General features: G+C 46.4%; 17 protein-coding genes. 8 read left to right on the forward strand and 9 right to left on the reverse strand.

The features are described 5' to 3' along the window. Positions 1-389: 389 nt before the first annotated feature. Positions 390-578: a helix-turn-helix domain-containing protein gene (locus tag NDI48_23620; GenBank protein ID MEP0834158.1), complete on the reverse strand. Its 189-nt coding sequence runs from the start codon at positions 576-578 to the stop codon at positions 390-392. Positions 579-1,169: 591 nt separating this feature from the next. On the opposite strand from NDI48_23620, the gene NDI48_23625 reads away from it, so the two are divergent. From NDI48_23625 to NDI48_23635, 3 genes are all read left to right on the forward strand, one after another. After that, complete coding sequence (locus NDI48_23625) at positions 1,170-1,688, forward strand: isoprenylcysteine carboxylmethyltransferase family protein (GenBank protein MEP0834159.1); 519 nt, start codon at positions 1,170-1,172, stop codon at positions 1,686-1,688. A gap of 166 nt (positions 1,689-1,854) precedes the next feature. Beyond that, the gene (locus tag NDI48_23630; protein MEP0834160.1) at positions 1,855-2,103 is read left to right on the forward strand and encodes a hypothetical protein; all 249 of its coding nucleotides are present in this window, start codon (positions 1,855-1,857) and stop codon (positions 2,101-2,103) included. A 202-nt stretch (positions 2,104-2,305) separates the two neighbouring features. Next, the gene (locus tag NDI48_23635) at positions 2,306-3,358 is read left to right on the forward strand and encodes a fatty acid desaturase (GenBank protein ID MEP0834161.1); all 1,053 of its coding nucleotides are present in this window, start codon (positions 2,306-2,308) and stop codon (positions 3,356-3,358) included. A gap of 256 nt (positions 3,359-3,614) precedes the next feature. Here NDI48_23635 and NDI48_23640 read toward each other — a convergent pair whose 3' ends face one another. Then, positions 3,615-4,727, reverse strand: coding sequence for a serine/threonine protein kinase (locus NDI48_23640; GenBank protein ID MEP0834162.1), 1,113 nt, complete (start codon positions 4,725-4,727; stop codon positions 3,615-3,617). A 187-nt stretch (positions 4,728-4,914) separates the two neighbouring features. On the opposite strand from NDI48_23640, the gene NDI48_23645 reads away from it, so the two are divergent. Then, positions 4,915-5,664 carry a DUF561 domain-containing protein gene (locus NDI48_23645; protein ID MEP0834163.1) on the forward strand — a complete coding sequence of 250 codons (750 nt, stop codon included), beginning with the start codon at positions 4,915-4,917 and terminating at the stop codon, positions 5,662-5,664. A gap of 84 nt (positions 5,665-5,748) precedes the next feature. Here the strand turns inward: NDI48_23645 and NDI48_23650 are convergent, their stop codons facing one another. After that, positions 5,749-6,888, reverse strand: a complete 1,140-nt coding sequence (locus NDI48_23650) for a DegT/DnrJ/EryC1/StrS family aminotransferase (protein MEP0834164.1) — start codon at positions 6,886-6,888, stop codon at positions 5,749-5,751. A gap of 393 nt (positions 6,889-7,281) precedes the next feature. On the opposite strand from NDI48_23650, the gene fetB reads away from it, so the two are divergent. Then, positions 7,282-8,016: an iron export ABC transporter permease subunit FetB gene (fetB, locus tag NDI48_23655; GenBank protein MEP0834165.1), complete on the forward strand. Its 735-nt coding sequence runs from the start codon at positions 7,282-7,284 to the stop codon at positions 8,014-8,016. Positions 8,017-8,194: 178 nt separating this feature from the next. Next, positions 8,195-8,434: a hypothetical protein gene (locus NDI48_23660; protein ID MEP0834166.1), complete on the forward strand. Its 240-nt coding sequence runs from the start codon at positions 8,195-8,197 to the stop codon at positions 8,432-8,434. 103 nt (positions 8,435-8,537) lie between these two features. Here the strand turns inward: NDI48_23660 and NDI48_23665 are convergent, their stop codons facing one another. The 4 genes from NDI48_23665 to NDI48_23680 form a co-directional block, all read right to left on the reverse strand. Next, positions 8,538-9,941, reverse strand: coding sequence for a cytochrome P450 (locus NDI48_23665; protein MEP0834167.1), 1,404 nt, complete (start codon positions 9,939-9,941; stop codon positions 8,538-8,540). A gap of 722 nt (positions 9,942-10,663) precedes the next feature. After that, positions 10,664-11,755 carry a glutathione S-transferase family protein gene (locus NDI48_23670; GenBank protein MEP0834168.1) on the reverse strand — a complete coding sequence of 364 codons (1,092 nt, stop codon included), beginning with the start codon at positions 11,753-11,755 and terminating at the stop codon, positions 10,664-10,666. Positions 11,756-11,801: 46 nt separating this feature from the next. Next, the gene (locus NDI48_23675; protein ID MEP0834169.1) at positions 11,802-12,521 is read right to left on the reverse strand and encodes a transaldolase; all 720 of its coding nucleotides are present in this window, start codon (positions 12,519-12,521) and stop codon (positions 11,802-11,804) included. 30 nt (positions 12,522-12,551) lie between these two features. After that, positions 12,552-12,983 (reverse strand): DUF2809 domain-containing protein, encoded by a 432-nt coding sequence (locus NDI48_23680; GenBank protein ID MEP0834170.1) that lies wholly within the window; start codon positions 12,981-12,983, stop codon positions 12,552-12,554. A 409-nt stretch (positions 12,984-13,392) separates the two neighbouring features. Here NDI48_23680 and NDI48_23685 point away from each other — a divergent pair, with 409 nt between their 5' ends. Both NDI48_23685 and NDI48_23690 read left to right on the forward strand, forming a co-directional pair. Then, positions 13,393-17,034 carry an NB-ARC domain-containing protein gene (locus NDI48_23685; protein ID MEP0834171.1) on the forward strand — a complete coding sequence of 1,214 codons (3,642 nt, stop codon included), beginning with the start codon at positions 13,393-13,395 and terminating at the stop codon, positions 17,032-17,034. Between the two features lie 229 nt (positions 17,035-17,263). Beyond that, positions 17,264-18,595 carry a murein transglycosylase A gene (locus NDI48_23690; GenBank protein ID MEP0834172.1) on the forward strand — a complete coding sequence of 444 codons (1,332 nt, stop codon included), beginning with the start codon at positions 17,264-17,266 and terminating at the stop codon, positions 18,593-18,595. Positions 18,596-18,638: 43 nt separating this feature from the next. Here NDI48_23690 and NDI48_23695 read toward each other — a convergent pair whose 3' ends face one another. Both NDI48_23695 and NDI48_23700 read right to left on the reverse strand, forming a co-directional pair. Further along, positions 18,639-19,361: a molybdopterin-dependent oxidoreductase gene (locus NDI48_23695; protein MEP0834173.1), complete on the reverse strand. Its 723-nt coding sequence runs from the start codon at positions 19,359-19,361 to the stop codon at positions 18,639-18,641. 9 nt (positions 19,362-19,370) lie between these two features. Continuing rightward, a complete protein-coding gene (locus NDI48_23700; protein MEP0834174.1) occupies positions 19,371-19,979 on the reverse strand; it encodes a cytochrome b/b6 domain-containing protein in 609 nt (202 codons plus the stop codon). Between the last annotated feature and the right edge of the window lie 134 nt (positions 19,980-20,113).

Consider the following 20,113-nt stretch of genomic DNA (forward strand, 5'->3'; position numbering starts at 1 on the left):
AGAACGGCGATGTCTTATCGATTTGTTGAATGGCTCAACCAAAACAAGGACGTATTCGCCGCTTATAAAGCGAGTTTAGGCTTGATTTGGGCTTGATTTTTGTTTGAGTCCCACTAACGAGTTGCTGGTTATGAGGGGAACCTTATATCAATTTCCTAAAATATCGCTACCATCAACCCCCTCAACCCCCTTAGTAAGGGGGGAGTCAGAACAACATCTGTAGCAAGCATTTATGAAATTGGTATTAGGAAGTTCGGTTGATAAAACCAAGCCTAGCAACAGTGTGTCGCTAGTGTCTTTTCAGTTTTTGCGGAAAGTCTCTTAATCTTGCGGGAACTTTTTCGCGCGGGGCGATCGCAAATGAAAACCTTGGGGTTTAAAGCGATCGCCTATAGGTGTTGGGTGTTGGGTGTCGTTTTCAGGTGTTTGCGGAAAACGCTTGTGAAGTGACTTGGCGTTGCGAAACCGACACGGGTAGCAATCTGTGCAACTGATAAATCGGTTTGGCTCCGCAATATCTTCGCTCCTTCAATCCTGCGTTCAACCAGGTAGCGAAGAGAGTAAACTTCTGTAACCATTCCACCACGTCTGCGATCGCTTGGGTTGGACTGAACTCGCCTTTACGGTAGAGTCCGCCAGTCGCAGCCTAAGAAGCGAATTTCTTTAGGCTTCGTGCTACAAATTTTTAATATTCAGACTCATGAAGTGCGGTGTTTGGCTCATTAGGAGTAACGACGAGTTCGGGAGTAATTAACTTTACGGGAACAGATGTATCGCTAGAGTAATTACTCGCCCTTTATTTCACAAATTATTCACACTTTCTCAGTACCTTTTGATATGTAAGCATTTGGACTACTGAGGTGCCCTCTCATCTGGAAGCTCTGAGAGGGCTCTTTCTTGGCAATTTTTTCTAAATCTCTCTTCGGTTTCGTTTAGGCATCCTAAACGGTTGCGTCAGTAGGTAGGCACAAATAAATGCAGATATGTCAACAAATGTTAAGAGCCTAAAAGCCTCTTCCCTTCAGCCTTCAGCCTTCAGCCCTCTGCCTTGCCTCAACGACAAATATGAATGCCCACCTACTTATAAAATGTAATACTCTTCATTGACGGGTATTTGAGGTTAGAGCATCCGGAAGTGTCATGAGTCTGAAGAGGAGGAGGGTTCGCAAATGATGAAACTCTTGCAAGAGTGGGGCTTCTCGCGTCAAGGATGGCGCAGTGGTGAACGCGGAGAGTACTTAGTCCTACTTCAAGCTGCCCTGCTGATTGGTTTTGTACTCTTGCCGATTTACCGTCCAACAGGTTGGGTCATTGACTCACCCCTGCTTTTGTCTCTACGCTGGAGTATCGCCACTGTGCTGGGGCTAGGAGCCTCTATCCTCATCGGCAAAGGACTGCTGGACTTAGGGCGAAACCTGACACCCTTGCCTTACCCGAAAGAGGATGGACAACTCATACAATCCGGTATTTACAGCATTGTGCGTCATCCGTTATACAGTGGAGTGATTGTGATCGCCATGAGCTGGGTTGTCTTCCAGGGTAGTCTTTCTCACCTCCTGGCAACCGCTATTCTATTCGCCTTTTTCGATGCCAAAGCCCGTAGAGAAGAAGCCTGGTTAACTCAGAAATATCCAGATTATGCAGAGTACCAGCAACAGGTCAAAAAATTAATCCCCGGTTTGTATTAAGGGGCAGCAATTAATTTTGTATAGTCTTTACTGCTATGCTATTATAGCATGAATTCACTTAAAACTCAACCACTCCGAAAAGCGACACATTAAACTTAACTAACCTTGACATTCAAGCTACAATGTCCGTTGGTGTGAGTAAGCAAAAATAACTACCAAACGGCTGATGTCAACTCGTTCATCTAGTCTCATCGCTCCCCCTCGTTCGGTTGATAACTCCCAGTTCATGAGAACTTCAAGGGCTGCCTCAACTGACAACCCCCGTCTGATGGCATTGATGAAGTCTCTTTATCAGGCTGACCAGCAAGTCAAGTATTTGCATTTGCAAGCGGAAGTTGAATCCCTCTTGCAGCATCTGCAAATTTTGAAGCAGCAACGGCAAGGCTCGTCGGTCAACTCAGACACGGGGAATTAAGGATAATAGAATACTTTGTCGTCAGTAAAACGCTGATCGCCCTGGGCATCGCTCTGGGTGTAATAGTACTTTTCGTCTCTGACTCGAATATCGGGCAGAGCAAAAGCACTGCCTGCCAGTATCTTTTATCCTGGCGGGTTGTTTAACATGACTGAAACATGCGTCCTCTACCAATACTGACCCTGGAGAAAACAATTTTTTCATGACTATATCGGCAATTAAAGAACCAGGCTCCAACACAGCCCCCCTCGAAACGGCTTCGTCCTTAAAATTGAAGGACATTTTGCGAACCTTCCCGCGAGAGGTTTTTACAAAAGACCGTCGTAAAGCCTGGACTTTGGTAATCATTAATGTCTTAATGGTTGGCTTGGGCTACTGGGGTCTATCTGTGGTGCCCTGGTTTCTTTTACCCCTTTTATGGATTTTTACCGGTACAGCGTTGACCGGTTTTTTTGTGATTGGCCATGATTGTGGGCACCGCTCTTTTGCAAATCGGCGTTGGGTCAATGACCTTGTCGGACATTTGGCCTTTCTACCCCTGATTTATCCATTCCATAGCTGGCGACTGCTACACAATCATCATCACGCCCATACCAATAAGCTGGAAGAAGACAATGCGTGGCACCCCTTTACACCCGAATTTTATGCCAGCAGTCCAGGTTGGGTAAAGTTTTTTTACCAGCTCATCCGGGGTCGAGTTTGGTGGATTGGCTCGATCGCCCATTGGGGATTGATGCACTTTAACTGGACTCAGTTTCAGGGGAAAAAGCGCTCTCAGGTGAAGTTTTCGGTTTTAGTGACGCTCGGTTTTGCTGTGATCGCGTTTCCTTTACTCTTGGCTACCACTGGTATCTGGGGCTTTGTCAAATTCTGGCTCATGCCTTGGATGGTGTACCACTTCTGGATGAGTACCTTCACTATCGTTCACCACACAGCCCCCGACATTCCTTTCACACCCACTCGTGACTGGAATGAAGCTGAAGCTCAGCTTTTTGGCACCGTCCATTGCACATATCCCCGTTGGGTCGAATTCCTCTGCCACGACATCAACGTCCACATCCCCCATCACATTTCCACCGCTATTCCTTCTTACAATCTGCGGTTGGCTCATAGCGCCCTAAAAGAAAATTGGGGTGACAAACTTTATGAGTGTCGTTTCTCTTGGTCTTTAATGAAGCAAATTACAGACCAGTGTCACCTTCACAGGGCAGATAATTACTATCAGTCTTTTAAGGACTATCAAGCTAAACTCTAGGTTATAACTCTCCAAAATTGAGCTTTAGCAATAAAAATTAAGCGCCTTTCAGTTTACAAAAATACTGAGAGGTGCTTGTTTATTTAAAGTAAAATTATCGGCAAAATTCCTAATATTTTTGATTACAAAAATGAGAGAGCTTGCCAGTAGAATCTCTGTAAACAAGCTCACTGACTTAAAGACCACACTCAATGAGATAATTAGCAATCTATAACCAAGGGAAGTAGGATGGCCTTGATTTGGACAAAGGCTGAGTTCATTTGGAATTGTTAGATTCACTCAGAAGGTGGTTAATTTTGTCCTTTTGACGCTGCTGCTGTCTGGCTTGCATCCGGTATTTCCAGTCTCGAATTGCAATCGCCGCTTTGGCAGCAGGAGAGTGATGGCTGTGAGTACTGGTTTCATTTCTGTTTGCCAACGCTTCTGGATCGGGTTGGTGGCGAGTCAACAGACACCGAGCGAGATTATCTGGAGTGGACTCGTGATCGAGCGCTCGCAAAATGGAACCAACGGATTGATAGCGCTCACTCAGAGAAATTTTGAGCATTTTGCTCAAAACCTTAGCAAAGGGTTCACTTACCTGGGCGGAATTTTGCCAGAGTAACTCACCGGTATGGCGATCGCTATCAAAATCCAAGGGTGCTTTCCCCGTCAACAAATAGAGACAAGTAATCCCTAGTGCATAAATATCGCTGCCAAACACAGGGCGTAGAGAAAATTGTTCAGGCGGCGCAAACCCCACCGTCCCAATAAAATGAGTGGTGGGTGCTTTCATGCTGGTTTCTCCGGCTTGAGCCACTAGCTCTTTAACGGCTCCAAAATCAATCAGTACCAGTCGGCCATCATCCTGACAGCGAATAATATTTTGAGGCTTGATATCCCGATGAATCACCTGCTGCTTGTGAACGTACTGTAACAGCACCAGCATCTCGCGCAGGAAGCGTGTAACCCATTCTTCCGAAAAACAACCAGAACGCCTCACAAGCCTTGCTAAGGTCGAGCCACGCACGTATTCCTGAACCAGGTAAAATTCCCCGTCCGCGATAAAGTAATCCAGCAGCCTCGGAATTTGGGAATGGCTGCCCAACTTGCCGAGAATTTTTGCCTCCCGTTCAAAGCGTTTTTGGGCGTTTTCTAAAGCGGAAGGGTCGGCAACCTTAGGACACAATTGCTTGATTACACACAACGGCTCACTCGGCAATAACACATCTTTAGCTAGAAATGTGACACCGAACCCACCTCGACCAAGCATCCGTAGGACTTCGTAGCGATTGCGAAATAGCTGTTGTTGGCCACACAGTTGACCCAACTGTGTTTGCTGCAAAACATCAGAGTGAAAAGAAGACAAGTTTCCGGGTGCAAAATTCATGCGTCTTCAGGAGCAGGATGATACACATCTCCAGTATGCTTTTAGTCTAGGCAAAAGTCTTCCCCTTCGTCTAAGCTCTCAAGGAAGAAAAATTAGACAAGGGTAAGTATATGGGCATCCATCTAGAGTTTGACTATTAAATCGTGCTGCCCTACTTCGTTGATAATCAGGTTATCGAAGAGCAACTATGACTATGCATCCGACCCTACAAAAAGCATTCGACCAGAGCCAAGTCCTCAAAGTCATTAGCGGCTTGCATAATTTTGACGCCAAAAGCGTTGCCGCGACGGTAAAAGCCGCTGATCGAGGTGGTGCGACGTTTGTGGATATCGCCGCCGCTCCAGATTTGGTACGGTTGGTTCGTCAATTGACAAATATGCCAATTTGTGTATCCGCAGTGGAACCCGCTCAGTTTGTTACTGCCGTTAAAGCCGGTGCCGATCTGATCGAAATTGGTAACTTTGATAGCTTTTACGCTCAGGGAAGGCGGTTTGAGGCCGAAGAAGTGTTGGCGCTGACGCATGAAACGCGATCGCTCCTGCCTCACATCACCCTATCCGTTACCGTCCCCCACATTCTGACCTTAGATCGGCAAGTACAACTGGCTGAAGACTTAGTCCAAGCTGGTGCCGACATCATCCAAACCGAAGGCGGAACTAGCAGTACACCCCGCTCAGCCGGAACCCTAGGATTAATTGAAAAAGCATCCCCCACCTTGGCGGCCGCTTATGAGATTTCCCGTGCGGTGTCAGTACCAGTGATGTGTGCCTCTGGCCTATCCAACGTAACTGTACCCATGGCTATTGCCGCCGGTGCCAGGGGTGTTGGTGTTGGTTCTGCCATCAATCAGTTGGATAACGAAGTTGCCATGGTTGCCGCTGTCCGCAGTTTAGTTGAAGCCTTGGCGACGGTTAGCCCTCGAAGCCTTCAGGTCTAACTCATTCTAGATTAATGATTCAGCGTGTAGGGGTACCCCTTGTGGGTACCCCTACCTCATGCCACAAAGCAGCAACACCTATAGCTAAACTCGCTCTAAAATTAAGCAATCCTTCAAACGATAGACCACTTGTTGCTGCTCCTCCAAGGAAAGTTCTGGGAAAATGGGCAGAGATAGTACCTCATGGCAGACTGTCTCAGCCACAGGAAACTGACCCGATTGGTAGCCTAATTTCTGATAAACCGGCTGCAAGTGCAAAGGTAGGGGATAATAGACCATTGCACTGACGCCTAACTCCTGAAGCTGGCGGCGAACTTCATCTCGAAAGTGACCACTGCTGTTGTTTTGAGTGAGACGAATGGTGTATTGATTCCATACCGCGCAACTCCCTGGTTGTTCTTGAGGAAGCACCACTCCGGGTACTGGCTTCAATAGCTGGTGATAAATGGCAGCTAGCTCACGACGTGCATCATTCCAGTGATCTAGATAAGGCAGCTTAATTTTGAGGATGGCAGCTTGTAAGGCATCCAATCGGCTGTTGATACCCGTAGCTTCATGGTAATAGCGGCTGACCATACCGTGTTCTCGCAACTGACGGATGGATGTAGCAAGATTCTTATCGTTAGTGACTACCGCCCCACCGTCCCCACAAGCACCTAGATTCTTGGTGGGAAAAAAACTAAAGCAGCCAACATGTCCAATGCTTCCTACTTTTTGTTCTGCCCATTCTGCACCGGTTGCCTGAGCACAGTCTTCAATAACAGCCAATCCGTAAGTCTGTGCTAGATCCATCACGGAAGTCATATCCACAGGTTGCCCAAATAAGTGAACCGGGATAATCGCCTTCGTTTTGTCAGTAATGGCGGCGGCTAGCTGAGTTACGTCAAAATTAAACGTTTGGGCATCGATATCAACAAACACTGGCGTTGCACCGACGGCTGTAATCACCTCAGCCGTGGCAATAAAGGTAAAGGGTGTTGTAATGACTTCATCCCCAGGGCCAATCTGCAACGCCCGTAGGGCGAGATAAAGGGCATCAGTACCAGAGTTGCACGCGATGCCTTCACTCACACCCATGTAAGCCGCAAACTGCTGTTCAAAGCTTTCGACGGTTGGGCCACCAATATAACGTCCGGAGGTTAGGACATCCTGAACCGCAGCACTTACTTGTTCACCAATCATTTGGTACTGCCGTTTCAGGTCAATAGGAGGAATATTTGTCACTCGCTTACACCTAGAATTTTTACTTAAATAAACCAAATTTTGCTGCAAAAGGGAATCCAGGTGTTCCCATTCATTATTCCCTGAGAATGCTGAAGTTCTCAAATTGTTTCATAGCTGGGGATCATGGGCGTCATAGGAGAGTTGAGTAGATAAGGAGTAATCATTATCCCTGAACCCTCTAAGTTATTCACCTTTTCAGTTCAAAAGCTTAGACTTTCCTTGTGACATGAGACTCAGACAGAATAGTCTAGAGAGAAGGTAGGGGCTGGAACGGCTGCTTTTCCCAGATTTTTGACCAGCTTCTGGCCTTATTCAACCAAGTGAGTGAGTTGTGGAGTGGAAAATTCTTTAATTGAACTTGACCCGATTGACTTAGTTGGCGCATTGGGCTTGATGGCAATCGCCATTGGCTTATCGAGCTGGCAAAAACTGGGACTAGAATTTCAGCTTGCGATCGCCACTGGCAGAACCGTAGTACAGTTGTTGGTCGTTGGTTCTATCCTAGCTGTAATCTTTGATTTAAAAGACCCAGTCGCCATTCCAGGCGTATTAGGGGTCTTAATGGTGATGCTGACGATTGCCACCATTACCACTCGCAATCGTGTCGGGAAAAAGATTCCCCGACTCATCCCTGTGGTGTTTGGTGCACTATTTTTCAGTACAGCCTTGACTTTGAGTTATACCAATCTGTTAATTATTCACCCCAGAACTTGGTATGAGCCACAGTACTTGATTCCGTTAGCGGGGATTGTACTGGGTAATGCCATGAACGGAGCCGCGATCGCTGGGGAACGCTTCGTCAGCAGCCTGAAAAGCAGCCGCCTGGAAATTGAAACTCATCTCAGCTTGGGTGCAACGCCCCAGCAGGCAGTGGAAACTTATCGCAAAGAGGCGATCCGGGCTGGATTAATTCCGACCCTAAATCAAATGATGATTGTGGGAGTCGTGACGCTACCAGGGATGATTACAGGTCAATTACTGAGTGGGATTGACCCGTTGAATGCCGCATCTTACCAGATTTTGATCATGTTTATGATTGCCTTTGCCAACCTGACAACAACTGTCTTGGTTACTCAAGGCGTTGCACGTCAATTTTTTAACGCACAAGCTCAGCTCCAGTTACCGTAATCGCTATCTAGGGATGAGCAGAAAAGTTTACTATTGCTTTGCGTAGGAAGATTTCATGAAGTCAGTTAATTGATCTGTAAAGTGAGTTTTTCCACGATTAACATTGAGAACATCAGGCCAAAATCGAAAAAAATCATTCCTTAGAGAGAATTTCTCTCCAACCTATCAGGATAACAACATGGATAAACTATCTCCTCAAGAGAGAGCTCTGCGCGATCGAATCCTCAATTGGCAATCTCCAACTGTAGACGACTTAAAAAGTATTCGTATCCTGGAACAAATGGGGTCACAAATGCTGGAAAGTATTTTACAGTATTGCCCTCATAATCATGAAAGAGACGAAGCGATCGATTGCTTAGAAATTCTTCTGACTTGGACGAGAAAGTCCATTGTTAGGGGCAACGGAGTCGATCATTAATACGCTCCTAAAAGTATTACGTGAATAGCTGATAGAAGCAAACCCGCCACCCAGTGAATCCTAGGGAGTTAAAACAACGCGTTGGCTGCTCATTGGAATAGTGCTATAAATTTGCAGAAAGTACTGGAGTGTCTTGAACAGATCGCTCACTGAGTACCATTTTGATTCCCTGTTTTGGGCGCAGGGTAAAAGCAGGCCAAGGTTCAACTTCTTGCCCTGGTACGAGGGTAAACTGAAATTTTTGAGCCATGGTAGCTAACAGTAACACAGCTTCCATCTGAGCAAATGACTTGCCAATACAGACTCGTGGCCCCCCACCGAAGGGAAAATAAGCATAGGTGGGTAGCCGTTGCGCCAAGCCATCTGCCCAGCGATCGGGGTTGAAGTCTTCGGGTTGGTCAAAATAGCGGGAATTGCGTTGTGTAACCCACTGGCTGAGGATAATCACGCTACCCTTGGGGATGGGATATCCACCGATTTCACTATCCGTGTTTGCTCTGCGTGCCATCCCCCAAACAGGCGGGTAAAGTCGCAAAGCTTCTTTCACCACCCTATCGGTGTAACGCAACTGGGGTAAGTCGGCGAAAGTTGGATCACGTCCATTTAACACGGTTTGCAATTCTATTACCAGTTTGGCTTCAACCTCTGGATGCTGTGAGAGAAGATACAACATCCAAGTCATGGCTAAGGCGGTGGTATCATGACCGGCTAAAAGGATTGTCATTACCTCATCCCGCACTTGTTGGTCAGTTATTTGACTGCCATCTTCGTATTGAGTATGCAGGAGCATCGAGAGTAAGTCACCCGTATCTTGACCACTTTCTCGGCGCTGGCGGATGAGTTCATAAGCGATCGCATCTAAGCGCTGAATCACTTTTCGGGAACGTAGATTGCCTGGAGTTGGGACATTCTCTGGGAGTAACATGGCGATGGGATTGCGCTGCCATTGGTCGAAATAAGCGATCGCAAACGCGAGTGCTTGTCCCACCTCATCAGCCTGATCCGCCATATCCACATCAAACAGCGTTTTGGCAGCAATCTCCAATGTGAGGCGCATCATGTCTTCGTGGACATCATGAATTTCACCCGCTTGCCAACGAGTCAGCATTCGGTTGGTATAAGCAACCATTACCTCTCCATAAGCTGCAATTCTTTCTCGGTGGAAAGCGGGTTGTATCAAGCGACGTTGGTGACGCCAAAAGTCGCCTTCGCTGGTAACGAGTCCATTGCCTAAAATTCGGCCAATAATCCCTAAACCTTGGTTAAATTTGCCGAATTGGTGAGTTTTGGTCGCGAGCACATCTTCAATATAATCCGGGTGGTTGATAAAGTAGGCTTTGTATCCTACAAATCGAATGCCAGGAAAGTAGACAATATCACCATAGTCTTGGGCACATAGAGTTAAGAAGCCTAGGGGATCGCGGACGTATTCTTCCAGAATTCCGAATAGAAAATGACCTTTTGGAGCAGGTGGTAAATTGCTGGTTTTCATGAGTTGAAATGTCATTATTGCAAAATTTTTTAGGGTGAACGAACCACTCCAGGCGCAGAGGGCACTGAGGAGGGAAAGGGGAGAGAAGAGAAGAGAAGAGAAAAGAGTTTTTATCTATCGGCTAATTTTTCTGGGGCGTTAACGGTAATTGCCTCGTTGAACATTCCTGCTGCACAATCATCGCCATAGGCACAATCTCCCGAACGATTAAGTCCTGATTGAATAGCCCTCAAAGCTGTTCTTGGCTGTCACATCCGCCCTGTAGGGTTTGGGGAATGTGGGGTCAACCTCTTGCAGTGAGAGACTACTTTCAGTGTGTCCGTGCGATCGCGTCTATGCCAGTAAAGATCAAGGCGTTAAGCTGCTAACTTAAGAGGAATGTCACTGACATAAGAGGCTTCAAATAACTTTCAGGCTTAAAGCTAGGTCAAGCTAAAGCTTACTCCATCAGCCTTTTAACCCGTTTTAACTGAGATATTGCATCTTTGTCAGTAAGCCTTCACACCCGCCAAGAAATTAATTTCTTGGCTCATAGCTAAAGTCCATTGAAATGGACTGAAACTCTTACTCAGTCGTCTTTAGACGACTTTAGCTGTGAGCCAGGGGTTTAAACCCCTGGCGGGTTATTGCAACTGGTGTAAGATGTCAGTTTTAACGGGTTTTAGCTCTAAGCCCGAATTTGAATTCAGGGCTGATGCCAGTGCCATTTTCTTTCAATCAGACTTTATCTGTCAGTTTTAACCGGGCAAAGCCGACATCTTACCGACATTTTCGCGAGCATGTGGTTCTAGGAGATTGGTCATATCAGGGCCAGAAGGGATAATACCACCGGGATTGAGAGGAAACAGATTGCCATAATAGTCCTGCTTCACCGCCTCTAAGTTGCAAGTATCCGCGACTCCAGGAAGCTGATACAAGTCACGCAGATAAGCTCCCAGGTTCTTATAGTCCCGAATTCTCCGACGGTTACACTTAAATATCCCGTAGTAGGCTACATCAAAGCGGAATAATGTAGTGAATAAACGGATATCTGCCAGCGTCACCCTGTCTCCACAGAGGTATCGACTTGTCTCCAGCGCTGCGTCAATCTCATCAAGGGTGGCGAAGAGTTCATTGCAGACTTGGTTATATGCCTCTTGAGTTTGGGCAAAGCCGCAACGATACACACCGTTGTTGACTGAGTGGTAGATTTTATCGTTCCACTCATCAATCTTGTCCCTTTGTTCTTCTGGGTAAAGATCGAGGCTGGGATTTTTGGCGAACTCGTTGAATTGGGAGTTCAGCATCACAATTATCTCAGAACTCTCGTTATTGACGATCGTCTTTGTCTGAGAGTCCCACAGTACGGGAACCGTAGAACGCCCTGTGTATCCTGGTTTTGCCAGTTGGTACAGTTCAGCCAGCGTGCGGCAACCTTGTTCTTCCTCGTTGAATACCCAACCTCCCTCAATCGGTGAAGGAGAGACGATGGACACCGAGATGGCATCTTCGAGTCCTTTGAGTGCGCGAATAACAAGAGTACGATGTGCCCAAGGACAGCTAAGTCCAACGTAGAGATGGTAGCGTCCTGTTTCTGGTGGGTAGGGGTTGCCTTCTTCTGTGCCGATGCAGTTCCGAAACTGGCTGCTGGGGCGAATGTAGGCTCCTTGTTTATTGCGTGGGGCAAGATTGGACATCATGATGTGCCACAGGGTTGTCCAGACAAACTTACCTAATTTGATGATTAGTTTGGGAGGAAGCGATTTGCTCTTTTTCTTGGGTTTGGCAGTTTCGGTTTGGGGTTCGGTGAGAATTGCGTTGTCTTTGGGGGGAGTGGTGAGTTGTGGCATAGTTTTAGAATTGACGAGAGCGGAAAGTTGAGTATCGCTCTTAATCTCAACTTATCTCTTCTGCTCCCATGCGACGAGCCGCTTGTTCAAAGTCAGTGGCGGCTTGATGGGTTGCCGTAACGTCGAAAAAGGCGGAGGCGATCGCTTCTGAAAAGGTAAAGGTATCCAATCCTTGAGTCGCGAGAAACGCCAGATCATCAACACTCCGAATACTGGCAACTAGAATTCGGGTTATACTGCCAACTCCCACAATGGCTCTGTGCATTGCCACTAAATCGTCACATCCATTGCGCCCCAAGTCGTTAATTCTACCCAGATAGGGAGCTGCATAATTGGCACCTAAAGCGGCTGCAATTAGGACTTGGGGAATCGCATAGACGCCAGTGAGCGTAATCTGAATTCCTTGTGCGATCAGTCGAGAAGCCGCTTGTGTGCCAACTTGAGTAATGGGTACTTTAACGACAACGCGATCATCAATTCCAGCTAAACGTTCGCCTGTTTTCACTAAGGCATCAACCGAAGTTCCCCACGTCTGAAGCTGGACTTCTTTCACGCCTAAATTAAATGCTTCTTGGGCTAACTCTTTTAACGACTCAACAGAACAGGTAACTTGAGCTTTCTCTAACAAAAGTGGATTAGTCGTCACCCCGTAAAATAGTCCCATTGGCAGCCAATTTTGCCAGTGAGTGATATCGGCGGTATCCAAAAACAGGCGAATTCTGGGCGTGCAAGCTTCGGGTAGTACAGGGTAATCGCTGTAAATCATGAAGGTGCTTGGAGACAAATTGGACACTAACTAAAGTACACCTGATCGTACTAGAGTTTGCTGGCGCAGCCCCCACATCCACATCCAACCGAAAAAGCTACCGATGAAGTAGGAAAGAAAATCTGACCAAGTAAAGGAGTTTCCTAGTACAAGACGACCGGGTAAAGTGGCTCGCATTGCTTCTAAAAATGGAGGATGCCAGAGTTGAAGAAACTCCACAACGCAAGTAGCTAAGCATACTCCTATCGCCATCCAAAGAGGAGAAGCTTTGGGGAACAAAAGAGCAATCAGTAGAATCCAAAAAATTTCATACGCTATACTTCCAAACAAGTCATTCATCCATTCTGGTGTAGCTCCATGAAACCGAATCATGTAACCTAAAGGAAGAATAATTAAAAGACTGATGAGCAGAGCAAGCCGATATTTAAAAAAACGATGCTGCTGGGATTTTAAGGATGCCATGGGAAGGGATGAACTTCAAAGTAGGATGTGTTCGATGCTGTATAAAATCACACAATAGTTTATTTTTATAACCTTGATCGGTTGCCAATCTATTGGAAATTTCTATTAACATGCAAGTGGTGATTGGCTATTCCTGAATTTTGCGGATTCTGGTACTATAATTCATTGCCCCTGCCCCTTAAAATTAAGAAAAAATAGCTATCGTTATTTATAGCAAAAGGCACCGACTCGACTGCCGGAACTCATACGAGGACTTTAGTGAGGATGAGGAGGTAGAAGGCAGAAGGCAGAAGGGATGCATATGGACGGTTCAAGGTTTCAGTATTTTGCGAGAGTCAAGAGTTGCCTTGGCGACTGCTATAAAATTAGCAAAAGTACCGCCACGATAGAAGTTAACCTTTAACAAGGCATGGCTGTGCAAAAGCAAAGACGCAAACGCGGTGTAGTTCTTACCTCTGTTGGCTTTAAGAAGCTGCAAGAGGCACGAACTCAAGCTGAATTTGGGGACAATGGAGGGGAAAGGTATACCCTTGAGGAACTCAGCGATCGCACTCAACTGGCACCTTATACGGTGGCAAAGGTTTTGGCACGTGAAGAGGGGGTGGATAAGCAAACCCTGGTTCTTTTCTTTAAAGCTTTCAACTTAGAATTGGCTCATGCTGATTATGACAGGCTGAAGTCTGAACGCGAAGAACCCAATCAGACAACGACTCTGCCAACGCGCTGTAGTTGGGGAGAAGCGATTGATGTTTCTGTCTTTTTTGGACGCACGGACGAGCTTGCTAAATTAGAATACTGGATTTTGCAACAGCGATGCCGACTGGTTGCTTTGGTGGGGATGGGGGGAATTGGCAAAACCGCTTTGTCGGTGAAACTTGCCGAACAACTTCAGGATCGATTTGAATTTGTGATTTGGCGATCGCTACGGAATGCGCCGCCTCTTCAGGAAATTCTCGCTCACTGGATTGAGTGTTTGTCTGATGGAGAAACGGATTTATCTGAACAGAAGAATCAGCATATTTCCCAACTGATTGATTATTTGCGTTCCTCGCGTTGCCTGCTAATTCTAGATAATGTTGAGTCCATTCTAGACAGTGGCGCTCATGTGGGACGCTACCGAGACGGTTATGAAGAGTATGGCGAGTTACTAAGACGGGTAGGAGAAGCATCCCATCAAAGCTGTCTAATGTTAACCACAAGAGAAAAACCTAAAGAAATTGCTTGTCTGGAAGGGGGAAATCTTCCAGTTCGTTCCTTACCCCTGATGGGCTTAAATGTTATAGAAGGACAAGAAATATTTCGCTCACAAAATCATTTTCATGGCTCAGAGTCTGATTGGAAAACTTTAATTCAACGCTATATCGGTAATCCCTTGGCGTTGAGAATTGTGGCGACAACGATTCAAGAGTTATTTAATAATAGTATATCAGAATTTTTAGCACAAGGAACAACTGTTTTTGGGGATATCCGCGATTTACTTGACCAACATTTTCAGCGGTTATCCCCTTTAGAGATGCAAATTATGTATTGGTTGGCCTTAAATCGAGAGCCTATTTCTCTTAAGGAATTACGAGAGGATATTGTCGTTCCTTGTTCTCAGGCTAAGTTACTCGAAGCCTTGGAATCTTTGTTGAGACGCTCACTGATTGAAAAGGCTACACCTGCACTTTTAGCCAAAAATCAGTTACTGTTTACTCTGCAACCCGTGGTCATGGAGTATCTGACTGAAAAATTTATCGAAGACTCCATCCAAGAAATTATTACCTATATTGAAAATAATTCTTTGTCTTATGTTCGACAGTTTAAAGATTATGCTTTCATCAAAGCGACGGCGAAAGATTATGTCAGAGAGGCTCAGATTCGTCTGATTTTGAATCCGATGATTCAGCCATTACTTTGTCTCCTCGGTTCCCCCAGTCATATTCAACATCAGCTTTGCCAAATTCTCAGCCAGTTACGAGGGAAATCACCCATTGAAACGGGATATGCAGCAGGTAATGCCCTGAATTTAATGAATCAACTGCAAATGGATTTAAGAGGACAAGACTTCTCTCATTTAACCGTTTGGCAAGCCTATCTATCGGATACGGATTTGCACCATGTTAATTTTGCTTACTCAGACTTGTCCAAATCCGTTTTTGCAGAAAATTTAGACAATGTCTTATCCGTCACTTTTAGCCCAGATGCGAAAATTTTAGCCACGGGTGATGCAAATGGGGACATTTGCCTGTGGCAGGTGGTTGATGGTCAAAGGTTGTTGAACTGCCAGGGACATGGGGGGGGAGTTCTCTGCGTTGCCTTCAGTCCCGATGGTAAGACCTTAGCCAGCGCTAGCTATGACCATACCGTGAGATTATGGGATGTGGCTACAGGTCAATGCCTCAATGTTTTGACGGGTCACGACCTTTGGGTGTGGTCAGTAGTTTTTAGCCCCGATGGGAAAATGGTCGCGAGTGGCGCTGTAGATAGCACCATTAGACTGTGGGATATCGCGACGGGTGAGTGCCTCCACGTTTTACACGACGATAGTCAGTCTGTGTTGTCTGTGGCGTTCAGTCCCGATGGCAAAAGGCTGGTCAGTGGTAGTATCGATCACCAAGTCAGGTTATGGGATGTCGCCACCGGTCGCTGCCTCAACGTTTACCGAGGTCACACGCGTTGGGTCTGGTCGGTTGCCTTTAGTCCCGATGGCAAAACAATTGCTAGTGGTAGTCAAGACCATACTATTCGGATATGGGATGTTGCTACGGGTGATTGTACTCAAGTTTGCCACGGTCATACGAATTGGATCTGGTCGGTGGCGTTTAGTCCCGATGGCCAACTTCTCGCCACTGGTAGTACGGATCACACGGTCAAGTTGTGGGATACCCAGACGGGTTATTGTCTGAAAACCTTGCAAGGTCATATCAGTTGGATTTGGTCGATTGCCTTTGCACCCCAACTTCATGGGAATAGTCCCGATAGTTACATCCTGGCGAGTAGTAGCATCGACCAAACGGTCAAACTCTGGGATGTTGCAACGGGTCGCTGTTTGAGAACTGTACAGGGACGTTGTCGTTGGATTCGGTCACTGGCTTGGAGTCCAGACGGTAAGATTCTAGCCAGTAGTAGCTATAACCAGGGTGTGAAGTTATGGGATACGACCACGGGACAATGCTTCAAGACGTTTCAGGGACACAGCGATACCTTATTAAATGCTGTATTGTGCGTTCGCTTTAGTCCCAAAGGCCGAATTTTAGCCAGTGGCAGTTATGACCAGACGGTGAAGCTATGGGATATTGAGACGGGTCAATGTTTAAGAACGGTACAGGGATTAAATGGCGGTGGTTGGTCAGTTGCCTTTAGTCCGGATGGTCAATATTTAGCGACGGGTAGCGATCGCACCATCCAATTATGGGATGTTGATACGGGACAATGCCTGAAAACCTGGGCGGGACATGCCGATATCGTCTTTTCGGTGGCCTTTAGTCCCGATGGTTCCATGCTAGCCAGTGGCTCTGAAGATAGCACGGTCAGACTTTGGCATGTGGCAACCGGTGAATGCCTGATGGTTTTGCAGGGACATATCAGTTGGATACAGTCCGTAGCTTGGAGTCCCGATGGGCAACTTCTGGCGAGTGGTTGTTCCGATGAAACCATCAAAATCTGGGATGTTCAAACGGGTGAGTGTCTCAGAGGATGGCAAGAGGATACTCATGGGTATGGCATTTGGTCGATTGCCTTTAGTCCGAAGGATTGGACTTTAGCCAGTGCCGGCACGGATCAAAATCTGAGGTTATGGGATGCCTCAACGGGAGAATGCATCAACGTCTTGCAGGGTCATGATCAGGGATTATTTTCTGTCGCGTTTAGTCCCGATGGTCACAGATTAGCCAGTGGCAGTCGAGATGACACGATTAAACTTTGGGATGTTCAAACAGGTGAGTGCCTCAAGACACTCACAAGTAATCGCCCCTACGAGGGGATGAATATCACAGGCGTGACAGGGTTAACAGAAGTTGCGATCGCAACTTTGAAAGCATTAGGAGCCGTTGATGTTGCCAACCCATAAAAAAACCGAGAGCGAAAAGAAATCCGCTCTCGGACAGTCATCAGGGTGCATCTATCTGTTACTGTCTTCCGCATATCGCTCTATGCGTCAGGAAAAATTGGGATTAGAACTGACCTAACCCCTCTAGTTTTCCGGTTCACCCCAGCACTCCATCCTCTTATAGTTTTATATAGTTGAAAAGTTACATCACTTTTGCCTTCTCCCTCATCTAGCTGCACAGAATTGACGTATGAAACGAACTCTTGTTTGCTACACTCTCAGCCTGGGAGTAGGGATTTGGATCATTCTCTACACTCTCTTTCCATCATCCAGAGATCAGGATCATGCTGGGCAACAGGGGAAAGTCGCGACTTCTTCTTTAAAAGAAATGTCTACTCTTCCTTGTCTGTTACTCACCTCCTCTCCCAACTGGTTCCAAAATGACTATAAGCCAATTTCTGACCAGGAGCGATTTCGGGAACCCGTGCAGCCCAAAAAAGCAGCAATATCCTTCCAAAATTGCTCTACCCAGAATTTAGGTGTAGATGAGCAGCTTTGGGGAGAGTTGGGTCAGTCTGGAGACAAACAGGGGTTGTTAACAGCGATTGATCAGAGTCTGCGTTACCTGCAAAGTAGTACCGCTGCGGCTGCATACCAGAGATATCGGGTGGCGGAGGTGACTCGCGAACGAGTTTATCGCAGCCTTGTACGCTTCCGGCAACTGGTAATTTCATCCCGTTCCCCGGAACAACTAGAGGCGGCTGTAAAGCTGGAATTTGTGTTTTACCAGTCTGTGGGCAAAGACGGTTTGGGGAATGTATTGTTCACTGCTTATTATGAACCCGTTTATGCCGCTAGTCGTGTGCCGACTCCGGAGTATCGCTATCCCCTCTATCGACGCCCCTCCAATTTAGAGGCTTGGCCTAAACCTCACCCCACTCGCGAACAACTCGAAGGCAAGGATGGATTGCAAAGTTCCAAGGGTAAATTGCGGGGATTAGAATTAGTTTGGCTGCGCGATCGCCTCCAAGCTTACATGATTCACATCCAAGGTTCTGCGCGGCTTGTTCTACCGGATGGCAAACAAACAACCGTAGGCTATGCGGGACATACAGCGTACAACTATAGCAGCATTGGGCGATCACTGGCGGATGATGGCAAATTACCTCTAGAAGGTATGACGATGCCAAAAATACTTCAGTATTTTAAGGATAATCCTGGGGAACTGAATATTTATCTACCGCGTGATCAAAGCTTTGTGTTTTTCCAGGAAAATCATGGTGAACCTGCAATGGGGAGTATTAGCGTACCTTTAACCGCCTCACGCTCCATTGCCACGGATAAATCTTTGATGCCACCGGGTGCATTAGCGCTGATTCGTGCGCCTTTTCCGTTTAAGAATCCCCAAGGCGGCATGGATTTTCGTACTGTCAGCCGCTACGTACTTGACCAAGATACAGGAGGGGCGATTAAAGGGCCAGGTCGTGTAGATTATTTTTTGGGAACAGGAGATGAAGCCGGCGATCGCGCTGGGGTAACGGTTGCTGATGGACAATTGTATTATTTATTACTGAAGAAATAAGCGACCCGTGAGCTTGTCTCAATGGACTATTCATGGTTCCTGATCACAACCCCGCAAACCATTCATAACCCTGATCTTCCCAATAACCCCTACGGGGAAACAAATGACTCACTAGGGTAATACGAGTCACCCACTTACTCTGCTTGTAACCCAGTTTTATGGGAGAAGCAAGACGCAGAGGCGCACCATTATCAATACTTAACGGCTGGCTGTTTTTCTGATACGCCATCAATGTTTGGGGGTGCAAAGCTGAAGCAATATCCCAGCTTTCGTAGTACCCATCCGCTGACTGAAAGTAAATATATTTAACATCCGCTTTGGGTTGGGCAAGGGTAACTAATTCCCGTAATCGTACCCCACCCCATTGCACAATTGCTGCCCAACCTTCAACACAAACATGACGAATCGTCATGGCAGTCAGAGGCAGTTGCTGGATTTGTTCCATACTCATACTCAGAGGATGATTCACTTCACCGTCAATTGTTAAATGAAATGTATTGATATCAATTTTCGGTGTAAAGTCAAAGGTATTAACGATGAGGGCATCTGGCTCGATCGCGCTAGCCGGGAATTCGGGAACGGGTTTTTGAGGATTCAGTAATAAACCTTCAAAACTTTGATTAAGGGGTTCAACGGTTTTACCCACTAAATCTTCAAACAGAGGTGACGCACAACCGCCCAAAAGTAGACCCATACTCGAAAGCCCAGATAGCTGAAGAAATTGGCGGCGTGACAAGGGACGACGAGGGACTTGGATTAAACTCATAGAAAATTTCTACCAAAACATGGACTCTAGAAGGCGTTGTCCCCCCACCTTAAGACCGAGTAAGGAGTGAATAATGGCAAAGATAATGACGATGGGTACTGACGTAAAATGAACGATTCTCAGGGCCTGCCAACTCCCGAAAAAGTCAACAATCCAGTGCAATTGGGCGGGTTTATACATACCAATTCCGCTCAATATAGCCAGCAGCAAAATTGGAATAATGGCGGTATAGATTAATCGATGCCAAGCATAAGCAATACGTTTTTGATTCTTAGTCTTTTGCAATGCTTTCAGGTCATTAGACCCTAAAAATCGATGCTTCCAACGTCGGGTGATGGCAATATAAAGACCGTACCAAAATAAATTGAGCGAGAATAGCCACATCGATGCAAAATGCCAGTGCCGACCACCCGCTAGCCAACCTCCTAGCAAAAATATGGGTGGAAAATGCCAGCCTGCACGTCCACCAAACACGGGGTTAGCGTTGTAAATTTGAAGTCCACTGGTCATCATCAAACACAGGCTAATCAGATTCACCCAGTGAAATATTTTTGCCAAAATGGCTTGATTCGGCCAAGGTCGAAATTGAGAGGCTGGAGAGGAAACAGAGGAATCCATATCGCTTGATGAGTGATAGGGCTAATTCGCAATACCAACTATTTTTAGATGAAAAAATTTTATGGCTAACTTTAACAGAATCCAGTTCAAGCCCAAGTCTTGCGCCCAGCGCTGTTCATCACCATACCATGCAA

Source organism: Microcoleus sp. AS-A8 (assembly GCA_039962225.1).
Lineage (GTDB): Bacteria > Cyanobacteriota > Cyanobacteriia > Cyanobacteriales > Coleofasciculaceae > Allocoleopsis.